This window comes from Streptomyces colwelliae (assembly GCF_048158785.1).
Taxonomy (GTDB): Bacteria; Actinomycetota; Actinomycetes; order Streptomycetales; family Streptomycetaceae; genus Streptomyces.
This window is the reverse complement of sequence record NZ_JBLTJC010000121.1, coordinates 1-15,865: the sequence shown is the minus strand read 5'-3', so window position 1 is coordinate 15,865 and position 15,865 is coordinate 1. Positions and strand designations below refer to the sequence as shown.

Sequence of the window (15,865 nt, the reverse complement as noted above, 5' to 3'; positions counted from 1 at the left end):
GGACTAGGTTCATTGTGAGTATAGGTAACAATGAGCTATGCTCCATCGAGCCTCATCGCTCCATGAGTTCTGAGTGCTCGACCAGTCCTGATCGCCTCACCATCCGTAGGAGACCATGCCCCGCGACGACATCAACTGGACACCGTCCCCCGGCACCTCGACCGACCAGCCTCGGCAGGTGCGCCGCATCCTCAAGCTCTTCAAGCCCTACCGTGCTCGGCTCGCGGTCGTCGGCCTCCTGGTCGGTGCCGCTTCCCTGGTCACCGTGGCGACCCCGTTCCTGCTGAAGGAGACGCTGGACGTCGCCATCCCGCAGAACCGCACCGGCCTGCTGAGCCTGCTCGCGCTCGGCATGATCCTGAGCGCCGTCCTGACCAGCATCTTCGGCGTGCTACAGACCCTGATCTCCACGACGGTCGGCCAGCGCGTCATGCACGACCTGCGCACAGCGGTCTACGGCCGCCTGCAACGCATGTCGCTCGCTTTCTTCACCCGGACCCGCACCGGCGAGGTCCAGTCCCGCATAGCCAACGACATCGGCGGCATGCAGGCCACCGTCACCTCCACGGCCACCTCCCTGGTCTCCAACCTGACCAGCGTGGTCGCCACGATCATCGCGATGATCGCCCTGGACTGGCGGTTGACCGTCGTCTCGCTGCTGTTGCTCCCGGTCTTCGTGTGGATCAGCCGCCGCGTCGGCAACGAACGCAAGAGGATCGCCACCCAACGCCAGAAGCAGATGGCCGAGATGGCCGCCACGGTCACCGAGTCGCTGTCCGTCAGCGGCATCCTGCTCGGCCGCACCATGGGCCGCTCCGACTCGCTCACCCGCTCCTTCTCGGAGGAGTCCGAGGGACTGGTCGACCTCGAGGTCAGGTCGAACATGGCCGGGCGCTGGCGCATGGCCGTCATCTCGATCGTCATGGCCGCGATGCCCGCCGTCATCTACTGGACGGCCGGCATGACCCTCCACCTGGGTGGCCCGGACGCCTCGATCGGCACCATCGTCGCCTTCGTCTCGCTCCAGCAGGGCCTGTTCCGCCCGGCCGTCAGCCTCCTGTCGACCGGCGTCCAGATCCAGACCTCGCTGGCGCTCTTCGCGCGCATCTTCGAGTACCTCGACCTGCCGATCGACATCACCGAGCGCGAGAACCCGGTCCACCTCGACACCATCAAGGGCGAAGTCCGGTTCGAGGGCGTCGAGTTCCACTACGACGACAAGAGCGGCCCGATCCTCGACGGCGTCGACATCGCCGTCCCGGCAGGCAACAGCCTCGCGATCGTCGGCCCGACCGGCGCCGGGAAGTCGACCCTCGGCTATCTCGCGCCCCGGCTCTACGACGTGACGGGCGGCCGGGTCACCCTCGACGGGGTCGATGTCCGCGACCTGGACTTCGACACGCTCGCGCGTGCCGTCGGCGTCGTCTCCCAGGAGACGTACCTCTTCCATGCCTCGGTCGCCGAGAACCTCCGCTTCGCCAAGCCGGACGCCACCGACGAGGAGCTGCACACGGCGGCGCGCGCGGCGCAGATCCACGAGCACATCGCGGGCCTGCCCGACGGGTACGACACGATCGTCGGTGAGCGCGGCCACCGGTTCTCCGGCGGTGAGAAGCAGCGCCTGGCCATCGCCCGCACCATCCTGCGCGACCCGCCGGTCCTCATCCTGGACGAGGCGACCAGCGCGCTGGACAACCGCACCGAAGCCGCCGTCCAGGACGCCATCGACGCCCTGTCGGCCAACCGCACGACGCTCACCATCGCCCACCGGCTGTCCACCATCCGGAGCGCCGACCAGATCGTGGTCCTCGACTCCGGGCAGGTCGCGGAGCGGGGCACGCACGAGGAACTGCTCGAACAGGACGGGCGGTACGCGGCCCTCGTACGCCGGGATGCCCAACTGGAACCGACAAGCTGAAGATATGCCGGGTTTGTGACGATATACGGGTTACCGTGCCCGCATGCAGATGAACACTCCGCCACGGAGCACGATTCGACTGACCCGCAGGGGCCGGGTCGCCCTCATCGCGACGGGGGCCGTCGTGGCCGGCACCGCCGTGGCGGTGCCGCTGCTGAGCCTCGAGAGCGAGGGGGACACGCGTCCCACGTCGCTGGTCATCCCGGAGGGCTGGCGGTCGGGTCAGATCTACGAAGCCGTGGACAAGGTCCTCGCGCTGCCGGTCGGGACCACCAAGAAGTCGATCGCGAAGGCCGGCCTGAAGCTGCCGAACGACGCGGAGGGCAACCCCGAGGGCTATCTCTTCCCGGCGACGTATCCGCTGGAGAAGAAGTCGACGCCCACGTCGCTCCTGTCATTCATGGTCAACACCGCGAACCAGAAGTTCAACGGCGCCCCGGTCGCCGCCGGCGCGCAGCGCAACGCGATGAACGTCTATCAGGCCGTCACCATCGCCAGCATCGTGCAGGCCGAGGCGGCGTCCAAGGCCGACATGGGGAAGGTGGCCCGGGTCATCTTCAACCGACTGGAGCGCGGCATGCCGCTCCAGATGGACTCCACCATCAACTACGCCCTGAACCGCGCCACGTTGAAGACCACCGGCAGCGACACCCGGCTCGACAGCCCCTACAACTCCTACCAGCGCATGGGCCTGCCGCCCACCCCGATCGACAACCCGGGCGAGGAGGCGATGCGCGCCGCGATCAACCCGCCCCCGGGCGACTGGCTGTACTTCGTCACGGTCAAGCCCGGCGACACCCGCTTCGCGGCCACCTACGAGGAACACCAGCGCAACGTCACCGAGTTCAACGCGGCCCAGAAGAACAGCGCGTCGCCCACGAAGTGACCCGCGCGGGACGCGGTAGGGCGGCGCTCGGCTTTCCGGCCGGCGCCGCCTGAAATGTCGCGGGGCTGTGTGGAGTTGATCGCGGACGGTCTGTGCGGTGGGCGGGGTGGCGTTGGACCCTGTGCGCGTTTTGGGGTGGGTGGCTTGTGTTTCGTTGGCGGGTGCGGCTTCGCTGTGGCTGGTCGCGCAGTTCCTCGCGCCCCTTAAAAGACCCTTGGCCGACCGGTACTGTCCAGCTCGGCCCTCTTCGAAATGGCCTCGAACGGGATCGTAAATTCCACCGCTCGCGCGTCGACCGTCCCTCAGCGCGCCCTTGCTTCGTGCGCGCCCTCGACACGGCATCTCCGCCCCGCCCGTGAAGCGGCCGCCCCGAACACCTTCAGACCGCCACCGGCTCCCCAGCCAGCAACCGCCTGATGTCCCGTACGGCCGCGCGCCCCGCCCGGTTCGCGCCGATGGTGCTTGCCGACGGTCCGTAGCCGACGAGATGGACACGTGGATCGGCGACCGCGCGTGTTCCCTCGACGCGGATGCCGCCACCCGGCTCGCGCAGTTTCAGCGGTGCCAGGTGGTCGATCGCGGCCCGGAATCCGGTTGCCCAGAGGATGACATCGGCGTCCACATGCCGGCCGTCGTCCCAGTCCACCCCGTCGGACGTGATGCGGTCGAACATCGGCTGCCGGTCCAGGACCCCGTCCGCGATCGCCTGCCGTATCGCGTCGTTCAACGGCAGCCCGGTCACGGACACGACACTCTTCGGCGGCAGCCCCTGCCGTACCCGCTCCTCCACCAGCGCCACGGCCGCCCGGCCCACGTCCTCGGTGAAGGGCCCCTCGCGGAACACCGGCGGACGCCGGGTCACCCACGTGGTGGCGGCCGCGTACGGCGCGAGCTCCATCAGATGCTGGGTGCCGGACGCGCCCCCGCCCACCACGACCACCCGCAACCCGGCGAACTCCGCGGGCCCCGGATACTGCGCGGTGTGCAACTGCCGCCCCCGGAACGTCTCTTGACCCGGATAGCGCGGCCAGAACGGCCGGTCCCACGTCCCGGTCGCATTGATCACCGCCCGCGTCGACCACGTACCGTCGTCGGACGTCTCGACGAGCAGCCGCCCGTCCACGCCCTCCCGCACGGCCTTCACGTCCACCGGCCGCCGCACCCGCAGGTCGAAGGCCCGCTCGTAGGCGGCGAAGTACTCGGCGATCACCTCGGCGGACGGGCGGGCCGGATCGGCGTCCGTGAGTTCCATGCCCGGCAGCGCGTGCATCCCGTGCACCTTGCCGTACGTCAACGACGGCCACCGGAACTGCCAGGCGCCGCCCGGCGCGGGCGCGTGGTCCAGCACCACGAAGTCGCGCTCCGGCTCGAAACCGGTGCGCCGCAGGTGATAGGCGCCGGCCAGGCCCGCCTGCCCGGCGCCTATGACGACCACGTCGACCTCACGCGTGTTGTTCACATTTCTACGAACAGCACCCGGGCCGTGGATCTTCCCGCGCGCTCAGCGCCCGCTGCCCACCAGGAACGGACCACCCGCCCGAGCCGCCCCCTCGACCAGCCCACGCGCCGCCAGCTCGGGAATCACGCCCTCCCCGAACCAGTACGCCTCCTCCAGATGCGGATACCCGGAGAGCACGAAGTGCTCGACGCCCAGCGAGTGGTACTCCTCGATCAGATCGGCGACCTCGGCATGGCTGCCCACCAGCGCGGTCCCCGCGCCACCCCGGACGAGACCGACGCCCGCCCACAGGTTCGGGTGGATCTCCAACTCGTCCCGCGAACCGCCGTGCAGGGCCAGCATCCGCCGCTGGCCCACCGACTCGCTGCGCCCGAGCGCCGCCTGCGCGGCCGCGATCGTGTCGGCGTCGAGATCGTCGAGCAGCCGGTTCGCGGTCGCCCACGCCTCGGCCGACGAGTCCCGCGAGATGGTGTGCAGCCGCACCCCGAACCGCACGTCCCGCCCCTCCCGCTCGGCGAGCCCGCGAATCCAGTCGATCTTCTCCTTGACCTGCGCAGGCGGTTCTCCCCAGGTGAGATACACGTCCGCATGCCGGGCGGCAACCGGCCCGGCCGCCGCCGACGACCCACCGAAGAACACCTGCGGCACTGGATCGGGCGGCAGCGCCGTCAGCCCGCCCTCGACCTGGTAGTGGACACCGTCGAAGTCGTACGGCTCTCCCCGCCACACCCCTCGTACGACCGACAGGAACTCGTCCGTACGGGCGTACCGCTGGTCGTGGCCGAGACGGTCGCCGAAGCGGCGCTGCTCGGCCGAGTCGCCGCCGGTCACGACATTGAGCAACAGCCGCCCCCGCGTGAGGCGTTGATAGGTCGCCGCCATCTGCGCGGCCAGCGTCGGTGAAATCACCCCCGGCCGGAACGCCACCAGGAACTTCAGCCGCTCGGTGTGCTGGGCCAGCGCCACGGTGGTCAGCCAGGCGTCCTCGCACCACGTGCCGGTCGGCGTCAGCACCGCCTCGAAGCCCAACTGCTCGGCGGCCTTGGCTATTTGGGCGAGGTACTCGATGTCCGGCGGCCGCACCCCACGGACCGCCCCGGCGCGGTTGGGCCCGTAGGCGTGCCGGTCGACGAGCGTACGGCCGTCGCCGCCGGTAGGCAGGAACCAGTGCAGACGCACGCTCATGTCACGAACCTCCCGTGGTGCGCGGAGCGGAGGTGGAGGCCGGCAGGTCGCCGTTGTAGCGCGTGTCCACGAAGTCGGCGAAGTCCACCTTCCGCGGTATCAGCTTGAGCCCGGTGAAGGTGTCGGCGATCTGCTGCTCGGAGGCGATGAGCGGCTTGTCGACCGCGACCGACACCCGGGTGGAGTTGGTCCGCTTCACCGACGCCAGCGCCACCTCGTACGGCAGCCCGGTGTCCTTCGCCCACACCTTGGCCCACTCCTCCTGGTGCGAGAACACCCATGTCTGGGCGCGCCGGAGCCGGTCGAGGTAGTCCTTGATGGCGGCGGACTTCTTCTTGTCCGCCAGCGCGCCCGGCGCCGCCACCTGGAAGGTGAGCCCGTTGGTCACGCCCTGGCCGGTGGTGAGGACGCGGCCCTGCTTGGCCTGGAGGGTCTGCGAGGTGTACGGGTCCCACACCGCCCACGCGTCGACCTTGCCGGAGGTGAACGCGGCCAGGGCGTCGGCCGGTTGGAGGTATTTGACCTTGACGTCGGAGAGCGTGAGCCCGGCCGCCTTGAGGGAGGCGACCAGCTGGAAGTGCGCGGACGAACCCTGCGCCACGGCGATGGACCTGCCCTTGAGCTGCTGGGGCGAGGTCAGCTTCGAGTCCTTCGGTACGAGGACGGCGTCGCCCTTGGACGTGCCGTGCCAGGCTGCCACCACCTTGATCTTGGAGCCCGCGCCCGCCGCGAACACCGGCGGGGTGTTGCCGACGCCGCCGATGTCGACGGCCTTCGCGTTGACGGCCTCCAGGAGTGGCGGGCCGGAGGTGAACGTGGACCACTTGATCTTGTAGTCCAGGTTCTTGAGTTCACCGGCGGCCCGCAGCACCGCCTCCGAACCGCCTTTCTGGTCACCGACGTTGAGCGTGAGGGAGCCCTTGCCGTCGGTGCCCGTCGAGGTCTCGGCGGCCGAGTTCCCGCCGCAGGCGGAGAGCAGGAGGGCGAGGGGGAGGAGCAGGGCGGCGGGGGCGAGGCGTCGTCGCATGACGGATGATCCGATCTCGGTAACTGGGTTGAGGCGTGGGGGAGTTCAGGCGGCTTCGGCGGCGGTGTCGACGCCGAGGCGTTCCAGGAGTCCGGCGCGCAGTTCCGCGAACCGGGGATCGGTGATGTCGCGCGGCCGGTCGAGGTCGACGCGCTGCTCGTGCGCGATGACTCCGTCGTCCATCACCAGGACCCGGTCGGCCAGCAGCACGGCCTCCTCGACGTCGTGGGTCACCAACAGGACGGCACAGCCCCGCCGTTGCCACAGCTCGCCCACCAACCGCTGGGCCTTGATGCGGGTGAGCGCGTCGAGCGCCCCGAACGGCTCGTCGAGCAGCAGCAGATCAGGCTCGCGCACCAGGGCACGGGCCAGCGAGGCGCGCTGGGCCTCACCGCCGGACAGCGTCTTGGGCCACGCGTCGGAGTGGTCCCCGAGCCCGACCTCCGCCAACGCCCGCTCCGCCACGGCCCGTTCGGGCTTGCCGGGCAGCCCGAGCAGGACGTTGCGCCAGACCTTCTTCCACGGCATCAGCCGGGGCGCCTGGAACGCGACGGCCTTGCGACGCGGCACGAGGACGGTGCCCTCGATGTCCCGGTCCAGCCCGGCGAGGATGCGCAGCAACGTGGACTTGCCACAGCCGCTGCGGCCGAGCAGTGCCACGAACTCGCCCTGCCGCACGTCGAGTTGAAGCTTGTCGATGACGGGACGGCCGTCGAAGGAGCGGGTCAGCCCCTCGACGCGTACCGCCTGTGTGCTCGCCGGCGAGGGGGTCGCCGGCCTGGTGGTCACCGGCCCGTGAACGTCGGTCGCCATTGCAGCAGCAGCCTTTCGAGGGTACGGACGAGGAAGTCGGCCAGCAGACCGAGGAAGGCGTAGACGATCAGGCAGACCACGATCACGTCGGTCTGTAGGAAGTCCCGGGCCTGCACCATGAGGAAGCCGATCCCGGCGTCCGCGTTGATCTGCTCGGCGAAGACGAGCGCCAGCCAGGCGATGCCGAGGGAGTAGCGCAGCCCGGTCATCGCGTTGGGCAGCGCGCCCGGCAGCACGACATGCCGTACGAGCCCCCAACGGGACAGCCCGAGCGACTCCCCGGCCTCGATCAACTGGCTGTCCACGCCCCGGATTCCGGCGTAGACGTTGAGGTAGAGCGGGAAGGTCACACCGAGCGTGATGATGGCGACCTTGGGGGCCTCGCCGATGCCGAACCAGATGATGAACAGCGGGATGAGTCCTACGAAGGGGACGGTCCGCAGCATCTGCACCGGGGCGTCGACCAGATCCTCGCCGATCCTGAACAGGCCGGAGACCAGGGCGAGTCCGGTGCCGATGACGGTGCCGAGGAGCAGACCGATGGCGACCCGTTGCAGCGAGGTGGCCATGGCCGAGGGCAGTGAACCGCTGGCGATCTGGTCCCAGCCGACCTGGGCGATCCGCCCGGGCGAGGCGAGTACGTCGGAGGTCAACACGCCTGTGCTGCTGAGGAGTTGCCACAGCGCGAGCAGCACGAGCGGGCCGGTGGTGCGGCGCAGCCAGCGGGGGACGCGGGCGCGGCGTGAGGAGGTGGGGACGAGAGGGATGAGATCGAGGGAGGGGTGATCGTCCGTATCGGTCTTCGCCGAGCCGGATATAGGAGAAATATCCGGCTCCGAAGAGTCGGGCGGGGCATGACTGATGCTCATGGGTGCTCCACGGGTGGGGGAGAGCGTCCGGTGAGAAGGGGGGTACGCCTCAACGCCGCCGTGTCACGACGGTGTGCACGGGCACGGCGGAGTGCGGGAGAAGAGAGGGTGGGGCGGAAGAAGGCGTCAGCGGCCGCGGCGACACGCGGCGGAGGCCACCCGCAGCAGGTCGATGTGACCGCGCGTGGTGAGCAGAACTGAACGCAACATGCGGCCGAAAATAGGTCAGATGGCGTGCCACGGTCAACGGTGTCTCGCGGAATGGGCCCCTCGTATCACAGGCCGGGCGATCGACGGGGCGTGGTGCCCGGCGGATGGGTCAGGATGGGAGGCATGTCAGCTGCCTTCACCACCCGAGTCCTGAACGTCGCCACCGGTTCCAGGGAGCGGGTCATGGACCTGACCCGCGACTGCGAGGCCTTCCTCCGGGAGGCGGCGGCCGGCCGTGACGGCCTCCTCAACATCTTCGTCCCCCACGCCACCGCCGGCGTGGCGATCCTGGAGACGGGCGCCGGCAGCGACGACGACCTCCTCGCCGCCCTGCACACCCTCCTCCCCGCCGACGACCGCTGGCAGCACCGCCACGGCAGCCCCGGGCACGGCCGTGACCATGTCCTGCCGGCGTTCGTGCCGCCGCATGCGACGTTGCCAGTGGTGGGCGGGCGGCTGGAGTTGGGGACGTGGCAGTCGGTGTGTCTGGTCGATACGAACAGGGACAATTTCGAGCGGAAGGTGCGCCTCACCTTTCTTGCAGGGTCCTGATGCCGGCCCTGATCTCCAGGCGCCGCCTTGATCAGGTGGTGAAGCGGTGGGTGCCCGAGCCGACCCGGTAGACCGCGCAGTCGTCCTCCTGGCGCAGGTACGTCCCGTGAGTGTGGGTCACCGCGTCCGGGGTGGACGCGGGGATCCACACCTCGGCGGTCGTGTTGGGCGGCACCGTGCAGCTCAGCGCGAACCGGCCCGACCGCTCCCGCCAACTGGTCGCGACGGGGCCGTAGACCGAGGTGAACGTGGCGCGGGCGGTGGTGACGGCTCCGCCGGGGCGAGGGCGGATGACGATCTCGCGGTAGCCGGGCCGGCCCGCCGAGATGCCGGCGATGTTCGTGTACATCCATTCCCCCACCGAGCCGTAGGCGTAGTGGTTGAAGGAGTTCATGCCCGCGTCCTGGAAGCTGCCGTCGGGGCGGATGGAGTCCCAGCGTTCCCACATGGTGGTGGAGCCCCGGTCGATCTGGTAGCCCCAGCTGGGGAAGGAGCGCTGTTGTAGGAGGCGGTAGGCGACGTCGGTGTGGCCCGTGTCGGTCAGGACGGGCAGCAGTCGGGGAGTGCCGAGGAACCCTGTCGACAGGTGCCAGTCCTTGGCCTCGATCAGCGCGACGAGCCGGTCGGCCGCGGCCTTACGCGACGCGTCCGGCAGCAGGTTCATCGACAGCGTCAGGACGTACGCCGTCTGCGTATCGCCCTTGATGCGGCCGTCGGAGGCGACGTAGGCGTCCTGGAAGGCCGCCCGGATCCGCTCGAAGAGATCGCGGTACGGGGTGGTGTCCTCGCCGAGTTCGCCGGCCATCCGCGCCGCGAGGTCGGCGCTGTGCGCGAAGTACGCGGTGGCGATGACGTCCTTGGGGGTCTCGTCGTCGACGTTCAGCCAGTCGCCGTATCCCTGGTCCGGGCGCAGTAGTCCGTCGCTGTTCTTCTCCAGGTACGTCAGCCAGGACTGGACGGACGGCCAGGCGTCCGCGAGGACTTGGCGGTCGCCGTACGCCTGGTAGAGGGACCAGGGGACCGTGACACCCGCGTCGCCCCAGCCGGCCGTGCCGTTGCCGACCGTGCCGACCATCGGTGCCACGTCCGTGAACGCGCCCTCCGCGGTCCGGGAGTCCCGGAGGTCGACGAGCCACTTGGACAGGAAGCGGGCCGACTCCATCGTGTACGCGGCCGTGGGCGCGAAGACGTTGATGTCTCCCGTCCAGCCCAGGCGCTCGTCGCGTGCGGGGGTATCGGTCGGAACGGAGAGGAAGTTGCCGCGCTGGCCCCAAGTGATGTTGTGGTGCAGCTGGTTGAGCATCGGTACGTCGGTCTCGAAGTCGAGAGTGAAGGGGGCGGACGTATGCATGACGCGGCCGGTGACGGCTTTCGCCGAGGGTGCGCCGGGGAATCCGGTCACCTCGACGTACCGGAAACCGTGGAAGGTGAAGCGCGGCTCGTAGACTTCCTCCTTCCTGCCGCCCTTGAGGGTGTACGTGTCGGTCGCCGCCGCGGTCCGCAGGTTCGCGGTGTAGACGGTGCCGTCGGGGTTGAGCACCTCGGCGTGCCTGAGCCGGACGGTCGTCCCCGCGTCACCCGAGACGCGCAGCCGTACCGAGCCGACCATGTTCTGGCCGAGGTCCAACACGTAGACGCCGGGCTTGGGTTGGGTCACGCTCTTCGGTGTCAGCTCCTGCTCCACCCGCACCGGGCCGTCCACCTGCGCGACGATCAGACCGGGGCCGATGTCGCCGACGCCACCCATGCCGCGCACGCCGAGCCAGCCCGTGTCGTCGAAGCCGGGCGAGGCCCAACCAGGGGTCTCCTTGCGGGCGTCGTACGTCTCGCCGTTCAGCAGATCGGCGGCGACGATCGGTCCGGCGGCGGCCCGCCAGTCGGCGCCCGACACGATGCGCTCGCTCGTCCCGTCCGCGTACTCCACCTCCAACTGGGCCAGGAGCGCCGGGACTTGGCCGTACTGACCGGGCCCGAACATGCCCACGTTGCCGGCGTACCAGCCGGGTGCCAGATACGCCCCGATGGCGTTGGCGCCGGGCCGTAGGAGTTCGGTGACGTCGTACGTCTGGTACTGGACGCGGGTGCGATAGTCCGTCCAGCCGGGAGCGAGCTGGTCGAGGCCCACCCGGCTGCCGTTGAGGTGACTCTCGTACAGGCCGAGTGCCGTGGCGTACAGGCGTGCGCGGGCCACCTTCCGGCGCGGCAGCCGGAATTCGTGCCGGAGCTGCGTGACGGCGTACGACACCGGGACGACGCGTCCCCACGGTCCGCTGCCCCAGGCCGCTGCCACCCGGGCCGCCGGCCAGCCCCCGTCGTCGAAGCCCAACTCCTGCCATCCGGCGGCCGGTTCCTGGTCCGTGACCTTCCAGGAGGCGTCGGTGAACACCTTCTGCTCACCGGAGGCGGTCCGGACGACAAGGGTGGCGACGAGCCCCGCCGGGCCTTCCGTCGCGTTGGTGGCGGCGACGGCGATAACGTTGTCGCCGGCTCGCACACGCGCCAGTACGTCGATCACCGCCGGGCGTTTCCAGTCCTCGTTGTCCGTGTCGAGGTCGGTGTGGGCGACCTCAACTCCGTTCAGGGAGACGGCATACACGTTGTCGGCGGTGATGGCGAGCGTGGCCGACGTTATTCCGTCGGGCAGTTGGGCGGTATGACGGAACCAGCGAGTGGCCGCAGGAACGCTGTTCGTCGGATCGCCCTCGGGGAACCAGATCCAGGAACCGCCCTCGAAGGACGGTGCGTCCACGAGACCCGCCGGTGCGGAGATCCAGTCCGCGCTCCACTGCCCGGCGTCCATCAGTCCGGTCTCCCACCACGAGGGAGCGCTCCAGCCGGAAACCTGCCCGTCGGCCTCCCACACGCGCACGGACCAGTGATAGCGCGTCCGGGGCTTGAGTTCGGGACCTCCGTAGGACACGAGGACCGACTCGCCGGACGTGACCTTTCCGCTGTCCCAGACGTCCGGGTGGGACAGGCGCGACGCGGTGGTGGCGACGCGGATCTGATAGGCGCTCTGCCGCGCACCCGTCCGGTCGGAGGCCAACGGCCAGCTCAGCCGGGGGCGTTGGGCATCGATCCCCAGCGGGTGCTGGACGTACTCCACGGTCGGCGCCGTGACGCGCAGTCCGTCGCGCTGTGTCTCCGCCTGCGCCTGTCTGGATGCCGGCGCGGCCATCGCCGGCACGCTGTCGACGGTCGCTGCCGCGACCGTGGCGACCGCGCCCGCGAGCATGTTCCTCCTGCTGATCACTACGACTCCTCGCTCGTACGGAATGGATGAATCGATTCAGACTTGAGAGGCGTGGGTAACGTAGAGCGCGGTGAGGTCAGGGTCAATCGTCGTGCAATTGTTTTCTCCACACGGCTACTTCGCGATCGCGCCGGGCGGAGCCGGCGAGCGAGGTGGATGCGAGGGCATTGAACGGTTTCAATCCCGGCCCGCAAACCCTTGTGCTGGGAAGGGCTCGGCACGTCGTGATCAGGGCTGCTTGGCGGAGTACCCGGCCGGGTGGGCGAACAGGGGCCGGCCGCCAAGGCTTGAGGGCGACCAGGGCCTGCTCCCCAGGGCACTCGGATCGGGCGGCCGGTGCCCTGGTAGGCCCTGTCGGCCCGGCACTTGCCTACTGGTGCGCTGTGTAGATGGTCGCGGTCATCGGCGCCGTCACGCGGCCGGTTCCGAGTCGGTCCGTCATCTTCTGCGTGACGGCGGCCTGGAGGGCCTGCGCGTCTTCGCGGGCCTGTACGGCGGCGCTCACCGGTGTGCCGGTGAGGAACCCGGTGGCGACGGAGGCCGCGGATTCCGCGACGCCTTCCAGCGTGACCTCCTCGGCGGTGGCCAGGGTCAGTCCGGCGGCCGTGAGGTCCGCGGTGACCGCGGCCGGGTCGCAGTAGCCGTGGGGCACGTCCTTCAGGAACGTGGGTGTTCCGTCGGGCATGGACTCTTCCAGGGCGGCCTGGAAGGCGGCCCCGAATCCGTGCGAGGCCAGCGGGCCCCAGCTGTTGAACAAGAACCGTCCCTGCGGGGCGAGGACCCGGCGCACCTCGGTGTAGGCGGCGGGCCTGTCGGGGAAGAACATCACCCCGAACTGGCACACGACGAGGTCGAAGCGGCCGTCCTCGAAGGGCAGCTGTTGGGCGTCCGCCTGCCGCCAGTCCGCACGCGGTTCCCGTGCCGATCCCGCGGTGACCATCGCTTCGTTGAGGTCGGTCGCCACCACGGTGGCCGTGGGCACCGCGGTGAGCAGGGCCGAGGTCAACGCCCCGGTTCCGGCGGCGAGTTCCAGGACGGTGCGAGGTCGCAGCGCCGCTACCCTGGCGGCCAGGTCGATGGCGAAGGGCCGGAAGAAGACCGGCACGAGGTGGCGTTCGTAGGCCTCGGGCATGGACCGTGTCCAGCGCCGGTTCGCATCGTCTGTGCTCACCTGGCAGACAGTAGCCTCGTGGAAGGTCCGACGGCGGACCGCCGCAGCCGCCGCGGCTTCGTGTCGGGGGCGCGGGCTGGCCACGGTTCCTGCTGTTCGCCGGGGCGATCGCGATCGCGGTTGCCGCGCTGCTGGTGGTGATGATCCCCAGAGGCGAGCGTCTCGACGAGGCTGAGGCCGGCCAGGCGGGCTCCTGACCAACTCCGTTACGCAGAGCGGGCGTTACGCGTCACTGAGCGGGGCGTTACGCGTCACTCGGCCAGCTCCCGTGCTGAGCCGGCCGAAGTGGCGAGCATCCGGGTCACAGCCACGTCGACGACCTGCTCGTCGAGGCGGCCGGAGGTGACCTCGTCCACCAGGTGGGAGTGGTTCGGACTGCCCGGGAGTTCCACGTCCAGCCCGGCGGGCAGGGCTTGCACCGCGGCCTCGTCCTCCGTGCGCGCGGTGCGGTGTGCGGTGTGCGGCAGGTTGACCGAGTCGTAGTCGCTGACCACCAGGCCGTCGAAGTGGTAGGTCTCGCGGCCGGTGGCGGTGAGTTCGACGAGTCGGCGCCGTGCGTGTTGCGGGTCGCGGGTGACGCGGACCAGCCCGCTCTCTTCCAGTGGTCGCAGTGCCCGGCTGATCGCCGGGTCGGAGACTCCCAGGGCCTGGCTGCTGGTGGCAGTCGTCGGCGCACTGATCCGTACCCGGCACAGCACCTCCCGTCGAGCCACGCTGGAGACCTGGCAGCGATGGTGGGCGATCGGCGCGCTGGGGTTCGTCCACGGTGACCACGCGCCGGGCAACACCGGGGGAGTTCTGGTGAACGACACGCTCATCCCGGCAGTCATGATCGCCCTTGCCTGGTGCTCGCAGCGATCCGGCAGCGATGGTGTGAGCTCTCCCGCGCGAGCAGTGATGGCGTGAGCTGTCCCGCGCGCGAGCTCACTGAGCGTTTGGTCCGGTGATCGGTGTGTGGTCCCGGGTCCGGTTCCGCGCCGGTTCAGGGTGGCTTCGCCGGTGAGTCTGCGGGGGCATGAGGTTGATCATCGCGAGGTGGGTCATGGCTTCGGAGCGGTGCGGGTGGCGTTCGTGGTCGAGGGCGAGGAGACGTGGCCCAGCTCAGGGTCGTGGGATTGATTTCCCTGGTGGGAGGGGGGTGCGAATCAACTCCGCCGCTGTGAGTCTCGGTGGGGTCGGGCCGGATATACGGCTCTGCGTCCTCCCCGTCCTCCTACTGATCGGAGCAACCCATGCGTGTCAGCGTCGTCCGACGTGTCAGCCTCTCGGCGGTCCTTCCGTGCGTCCTCGCGGGAGCGGTCGTGGTATCCGGCACGTCCTCCCCCGGGGCGGCCGGCGCCGCCACCGCGCCCCACAGCGTGAAGATCGATACGCAGGAGGTGGCGCAGACCAACTTCCCGCAGGTCCACTGGAACATCGACGACGGCACCGAGGGCTACCGCAGCATGCTCAGTAGCCTGGAAGCGCTGGCCCGCAGCACGGCCCACGCGCGCCTGACCGGCCCGGTGGTCAACACGCGGGGCAACCGCGTCACCGTCACCGTCCTGGACAACACGAGGACGAACAACTTCGCCGACGTCGTCATCAGCTCCCCGGGACACTCCGCGCCCACCGTGCACGCCGTGGTGCGCCTTAGTGACCTGTACGTGGTGAGGGTCTACACGGTGGGCACGTCCCACAACCGCGTCCTCAACCTCATCCGGAACGTCCCCAACGAGTCGAGCACCGACGACAACTTCTTCGTCGGCAGGGAGGGCTACGACGCCCTCTCCCGGGTCGCCAACCAGTCCCTGACCAGTGTCACCGTCGGCCCCGGCCCCCTCTCGCAGGCCCTGTTCGACCTGGCCAATACCGGCTCGTCCCGGCTCAACCAAGCCCGCGGTCTGCTCAGCATCATCTTCGGCATCTCGGAGGCGTCCCGCTTCCGTACCCTGGCCGACCGCGTCGCGCCCTCCTTCGACAGCGGCAGCTCGGTCACCTACAGCTCCCAGCAGATCGCCCTGATCCGGAACTGGGCCAACGTCAGCCACGTCTACGTCGGCCACGTCAACGGCACGGACGAGGGCGCCAGCACGAGCGTCGCCGGGGCCGAGATCTCCGACGCCCGCCAGGCAGCCGCCCTGCTGGCCATCGCCCTCAACGACGGCACCAACCCCAACCCCAGGGACGAACTCTGACAGACCTCGTAGGTGTAGGGGGCGCCGGCTCCGGGAGTCGGCGTCCCCTACGGCGTGTGCGCTGCCAGGACCGTGCGGATACGGAGGGCGCGTAGCTCGAGACGACGGTGCGGCGGCCGTAGTCCTCGACGCGGGTGAACAGGCGCCGACCCTGCGTCCTGACCGGCGGCCCAGGTCGGGGCCATGCCGGAGACATGGGCGCACGCCTTCGCTGTCCCAATCCCGGCGACCTGTCCGATGCCCGATGCCCGGTGGGCGCTGGTCGAGCCGCTCCTGACGAGCCGGCGCGACCTCCAACTCCGGGACAACACCGCCACCCGGCACCCCCGCGGCGGCCCCCTGCCC

Annotated in this window: 14 protein-coding genes and 1 pseudogene; 5 read left to right on the top strand and 10 right to left on the bottom strand. The window is 69.8% G+C overall.

The features are described from left to right. Window positions 1-115 precede the first annotated feature (115 nt). Window positions 116-1,918, top strand: coding sequence for an ABC transporter ATP-binding protein (locus ACNFOC_RS24605; protein WP_416961261.1), 1,803 nt, complete (start codon window positions 116-118; stop codon window positions 1,916-1,918). Between the two features lie 43 nt (window positions 1,919-1,961). Further along, complete coding sequence (mltG, locus tag ACNFOC_RS24600) at window positions 1,962-2,804, top strand: endolytic transglycosylase MltG (RefSeq protein ID WP_416961260.1); 843 nt, start codon at window positions 1,962-1,964, stop codon at window positions 2,802-2,804. 379 nt (window positions 2,805-3,183) lie between these two features. Here mltG and ACNFOC_RS24595 read toward each other — a convergent pair whose 3' ends face one another. The 6 genes from ACNFOC_RS24595 to ACNFOC_RS24570 all read right to left on the bottom strand — a co-directional run bounded on the left by ACNFOC_RS24595 (window position 3,184) and on the right by ACNFOC_RS24570 (window position 8,367). Continuing rightward, window positions 3,184-4,263 carry an NAD(P)-binding domain-containing protein gene (locus ACNFOC_RS24595; RefSeq protein ID WP_416961259.1) on the bottom strand — a complete coding sequence of 360 codons (1,080 nt, stop codon included), beginning with the start codon at window positions 4,261-4,263 and terminating at the stop codon, window positions 3,184-3,186. Window positions 4,264-4,305: 42 nt separating this feature from the next. Then, a complete protein-coding gene (locus ACNFOC_RS24590) occupies window positions 4,306-5,448 on the bottom strand; it encodes an LLM class flavin-dependent oxidoreductase (RefSeq protein ID WP_416961258.1) in 1,143 nt (380 codons plus the stop codon). Window position 5,449: 1 nt separating this feature from the next. Next, window positions 5,450-6,475, bottom strand: coding sequence for an ABC transporter substrate-binding protein (locus ACNFOC_RS24585; protein WP_416961257.1), 1,026 nt, complete (start codon window positions 6,473-6,475; stop codon window positions 5,450-5,452). A gap of 45 nt (window positions 6,476-6,520) precedes the next feature. Continuing rightward, a complete protein-coding gene (locus ACNFOC_RS24580) occupies window positions 6,521-7,288 on the bottom strand; it encodes an ABC transporter ATP-binding protein (protein ID WP_416961256.1) in 768 nt (255 codons plus the stop codon). Further along, window positions 7,261-8,157 (bottom strand): ABC transporter permease, encoded by an 897-nt coding sequence (locus ACNFOC_RS24575; protein WP_416961255.1) that lies wholly within the window; start codon window positions 8,155-8,157, stop codon window positions 7,261-7,263. The genes ACNFOC_RS24580 and ACNFOC_RS24575 overlap by 28 nt, the downstream gene beginning before the upstream one ends. A gap of 126 nt (window positions 8,158-8,283) precedes the next feature. Continuing rightward, window positions 8,284-8,367 carry a putative leader peptide gene (locus tag ACNFOC_RS24570; protein ID WP_352340592.1) on the bottom strand — a complete coding sequence of 28 codons (84 nt, stop codon included), beginning with the start codon at window positions 8,365-8,367 and terminating at the stop codon, window positions 8,284-8,286. 123 nt (window positions 8,368-8,490) lie between these two features. On the opposite strand from ACNFOC_RS24570, the gene ACNFOC_RS24565 reads away from it, so the two are divergent. Further along, a complete protein-coding gene (locus ACNFOC_RS24565) occupies window positions 8,491-8,919 on the top strand; it encodes a YjbQ family protein (RefSeq protein WP_416961254.1) in 429 nt (142 codons plus the stop codon). A 31-nt stretch (window positions 8,920-8,950) separates the two neighbouring features. Here ACNFOC_RS24565 and ACNFOC_RS24560 read toward each other — a convergent pair whose 3' ends face one another. The 3 genes from ACNFOC_RS24560 to ACNFOC_RS24550 form a co-directional block, all read right to left on the bottom strand. Further along, window positions 8,951-12,172, bottom strand: coding sequence for an alpha-L-rhamnosidase (locus ACNFOC_RS24560; RefSeq protein ID WP_416961253.1), 3,222 nt, complete (start codon window positions 12,170-12,172; stop codon window positions 8,951-8,953). A gap of 370 nt (window positions 12,173-12,542) precedes the next feature. Then, the gene (locus tag ACNFOC_RS24555) at window positions 12,543-13,304 is read right to left on the bottom strand and encodes a class I SAM-dependent methyltransferase (protein WP_416961272.1); all 762 of its coding nucleotides are present in this window, start codon (window positions 13,302-13,304) and stop codon (window positions 12,543-12,545) included. Between the two features lie 290 nt (window positions 13,305-13,594). Further along, window positions 13,595-14,161 carry a MarR family winged helix-turn-helix transcriptional regulator gene (locus ACNFOC_RS24550; RefSeq protein ID WP_416961252.1) on the bottom strand — a complete coding sequence of 189 codons (567 nt, stop codon included), beginning with the start codon at window positions 14,159-14,161 and terminating at the stop codon, window positions 13,595-13,597. On the opposite strand from ACNFOC_RS24550, the gene ACNFOC_RS24545 reads away from it, so the two are divergent. Next, window positions 14,145-14,249, top strand: coding sequence for a hypothetical protein (locus ACNFOC_RS24545; RefSeq protein WP_416961251.1), 105 nt, complete (start codon window positions 14,145-14,147; stop codon window positions 14,247-14,249). The genes ACNFOC_RS24550 and ACNFOC_RS24545 overlap by 17 nt on opposite strands. Before the next feature lie 65 nt (window positions 14,250-14,314). Here the strand turns inward: ACNFOC_RS24545 and ACNFOC_RS24540 are convergent. After that, a pseudogene (locus ACNFOC_RS24540) lies at window positions 14,315-14,435 on the bottom strand (IS5 family transposase); the annotation flags it as partial. Window positions 14,436-14,644: 209 nt separating this feature from the next. Between ACNFOC_RS24540 and ACNFOC_RS24535 the strand changes: the two are divergent. Next, window positions 14,645-15,520 (top strand): ribosome-inactivating family protein, encoded by an 876-nt coding sequence (locus ACNFOC_RS24535; protein ID WP_416961250.1) that lies wholly within the window; start codon window positions 14,645-14,647, stop codon window positions 15,518-15,520. The last annotated feature ends 345 nt before the right edge of the window (window positions 15,521-15,865 follow it).

What these genes read in the sequence shown, in the direction of transcription:
- ACNFOC_RS24605 (WP_416961261.1), top strand. Translation starts at nt 116, where the DNA reads ATGCCCCGCGACGACATCAACTGGACACCGTCCCCCGGCACCTCGACC.
- ACNFOC_RS24580 (WP_416961256.1), bottom strand. Translation starts at nt 7,288, where the DNA reads ATGGCGACCGACGTTCACGGGCCGGTGACCACCAGGCCGGCGACCCCC.
- ACNFOC_RS24570 (WP_352340592.1), bottom strand. Translation starts at nt 8,367, where the DNA reads ATGTTGCGTTCAGTTCTGCTCACCACGCGCGGTCACATCGACCTGCTG.
- ACNFOC_RS24550 (WP_416961252.1), bottom strand. Translation starts at nt 14,161, where the DNA reads ATGAGCGTGTCGTTCACCAGAACTCCCCCGGTGTTGCCCGGCGCGTGG.
- ACNFOC_RS24565 (WP_416961254.1), top strand. Translation starts at nt 8,491, where the DNA reads ATGTCAGCTGCCTTCACCACCCGAGTCCTGAACGTCGCCACCGGTTCC.
- mltG (WP_416961260.1), top strand. Translation starts at nt 1,962, where the DNA reads ATGCAGATGAACACTCCGCCACGGAGCACGATTCGACTGACCCGCAGG.
- ACNFOC_RS24590 (WP_416961258.1), bottom strand. Translation starts at nt 5,448, where the DNA reads ATGAGCGTGCGTCTGCACTGGTTCCTGCCTACCGGCGGCGACGGCCGT.
- ACNFOC_RS24555 (WP_416961272.1), bottom strand. Translation starts at nt 13,304, where the DNA reads ATGCCCGAGGCCTACGAACGCCACCTCGTGCCGGTCTTCTTCCGGCCC.
- ACNFOC_RS24575 (WP_416961255.1), bottom strand. Translation starts at nt 8,157, where the DNA reads ATGAGCATCAGTCATGCCCCGCCCGACTCTTCGGAGCCGGATATTTCT.
- ACNFOC_RS24585 (WP_416961257.1), bottom strand. Translation starts at nt 6,475, where the DNA reads ATGCGACGACGCCTCGCCCCCGCCGCCCTGCTCCTCCCCCTCGCCCTC.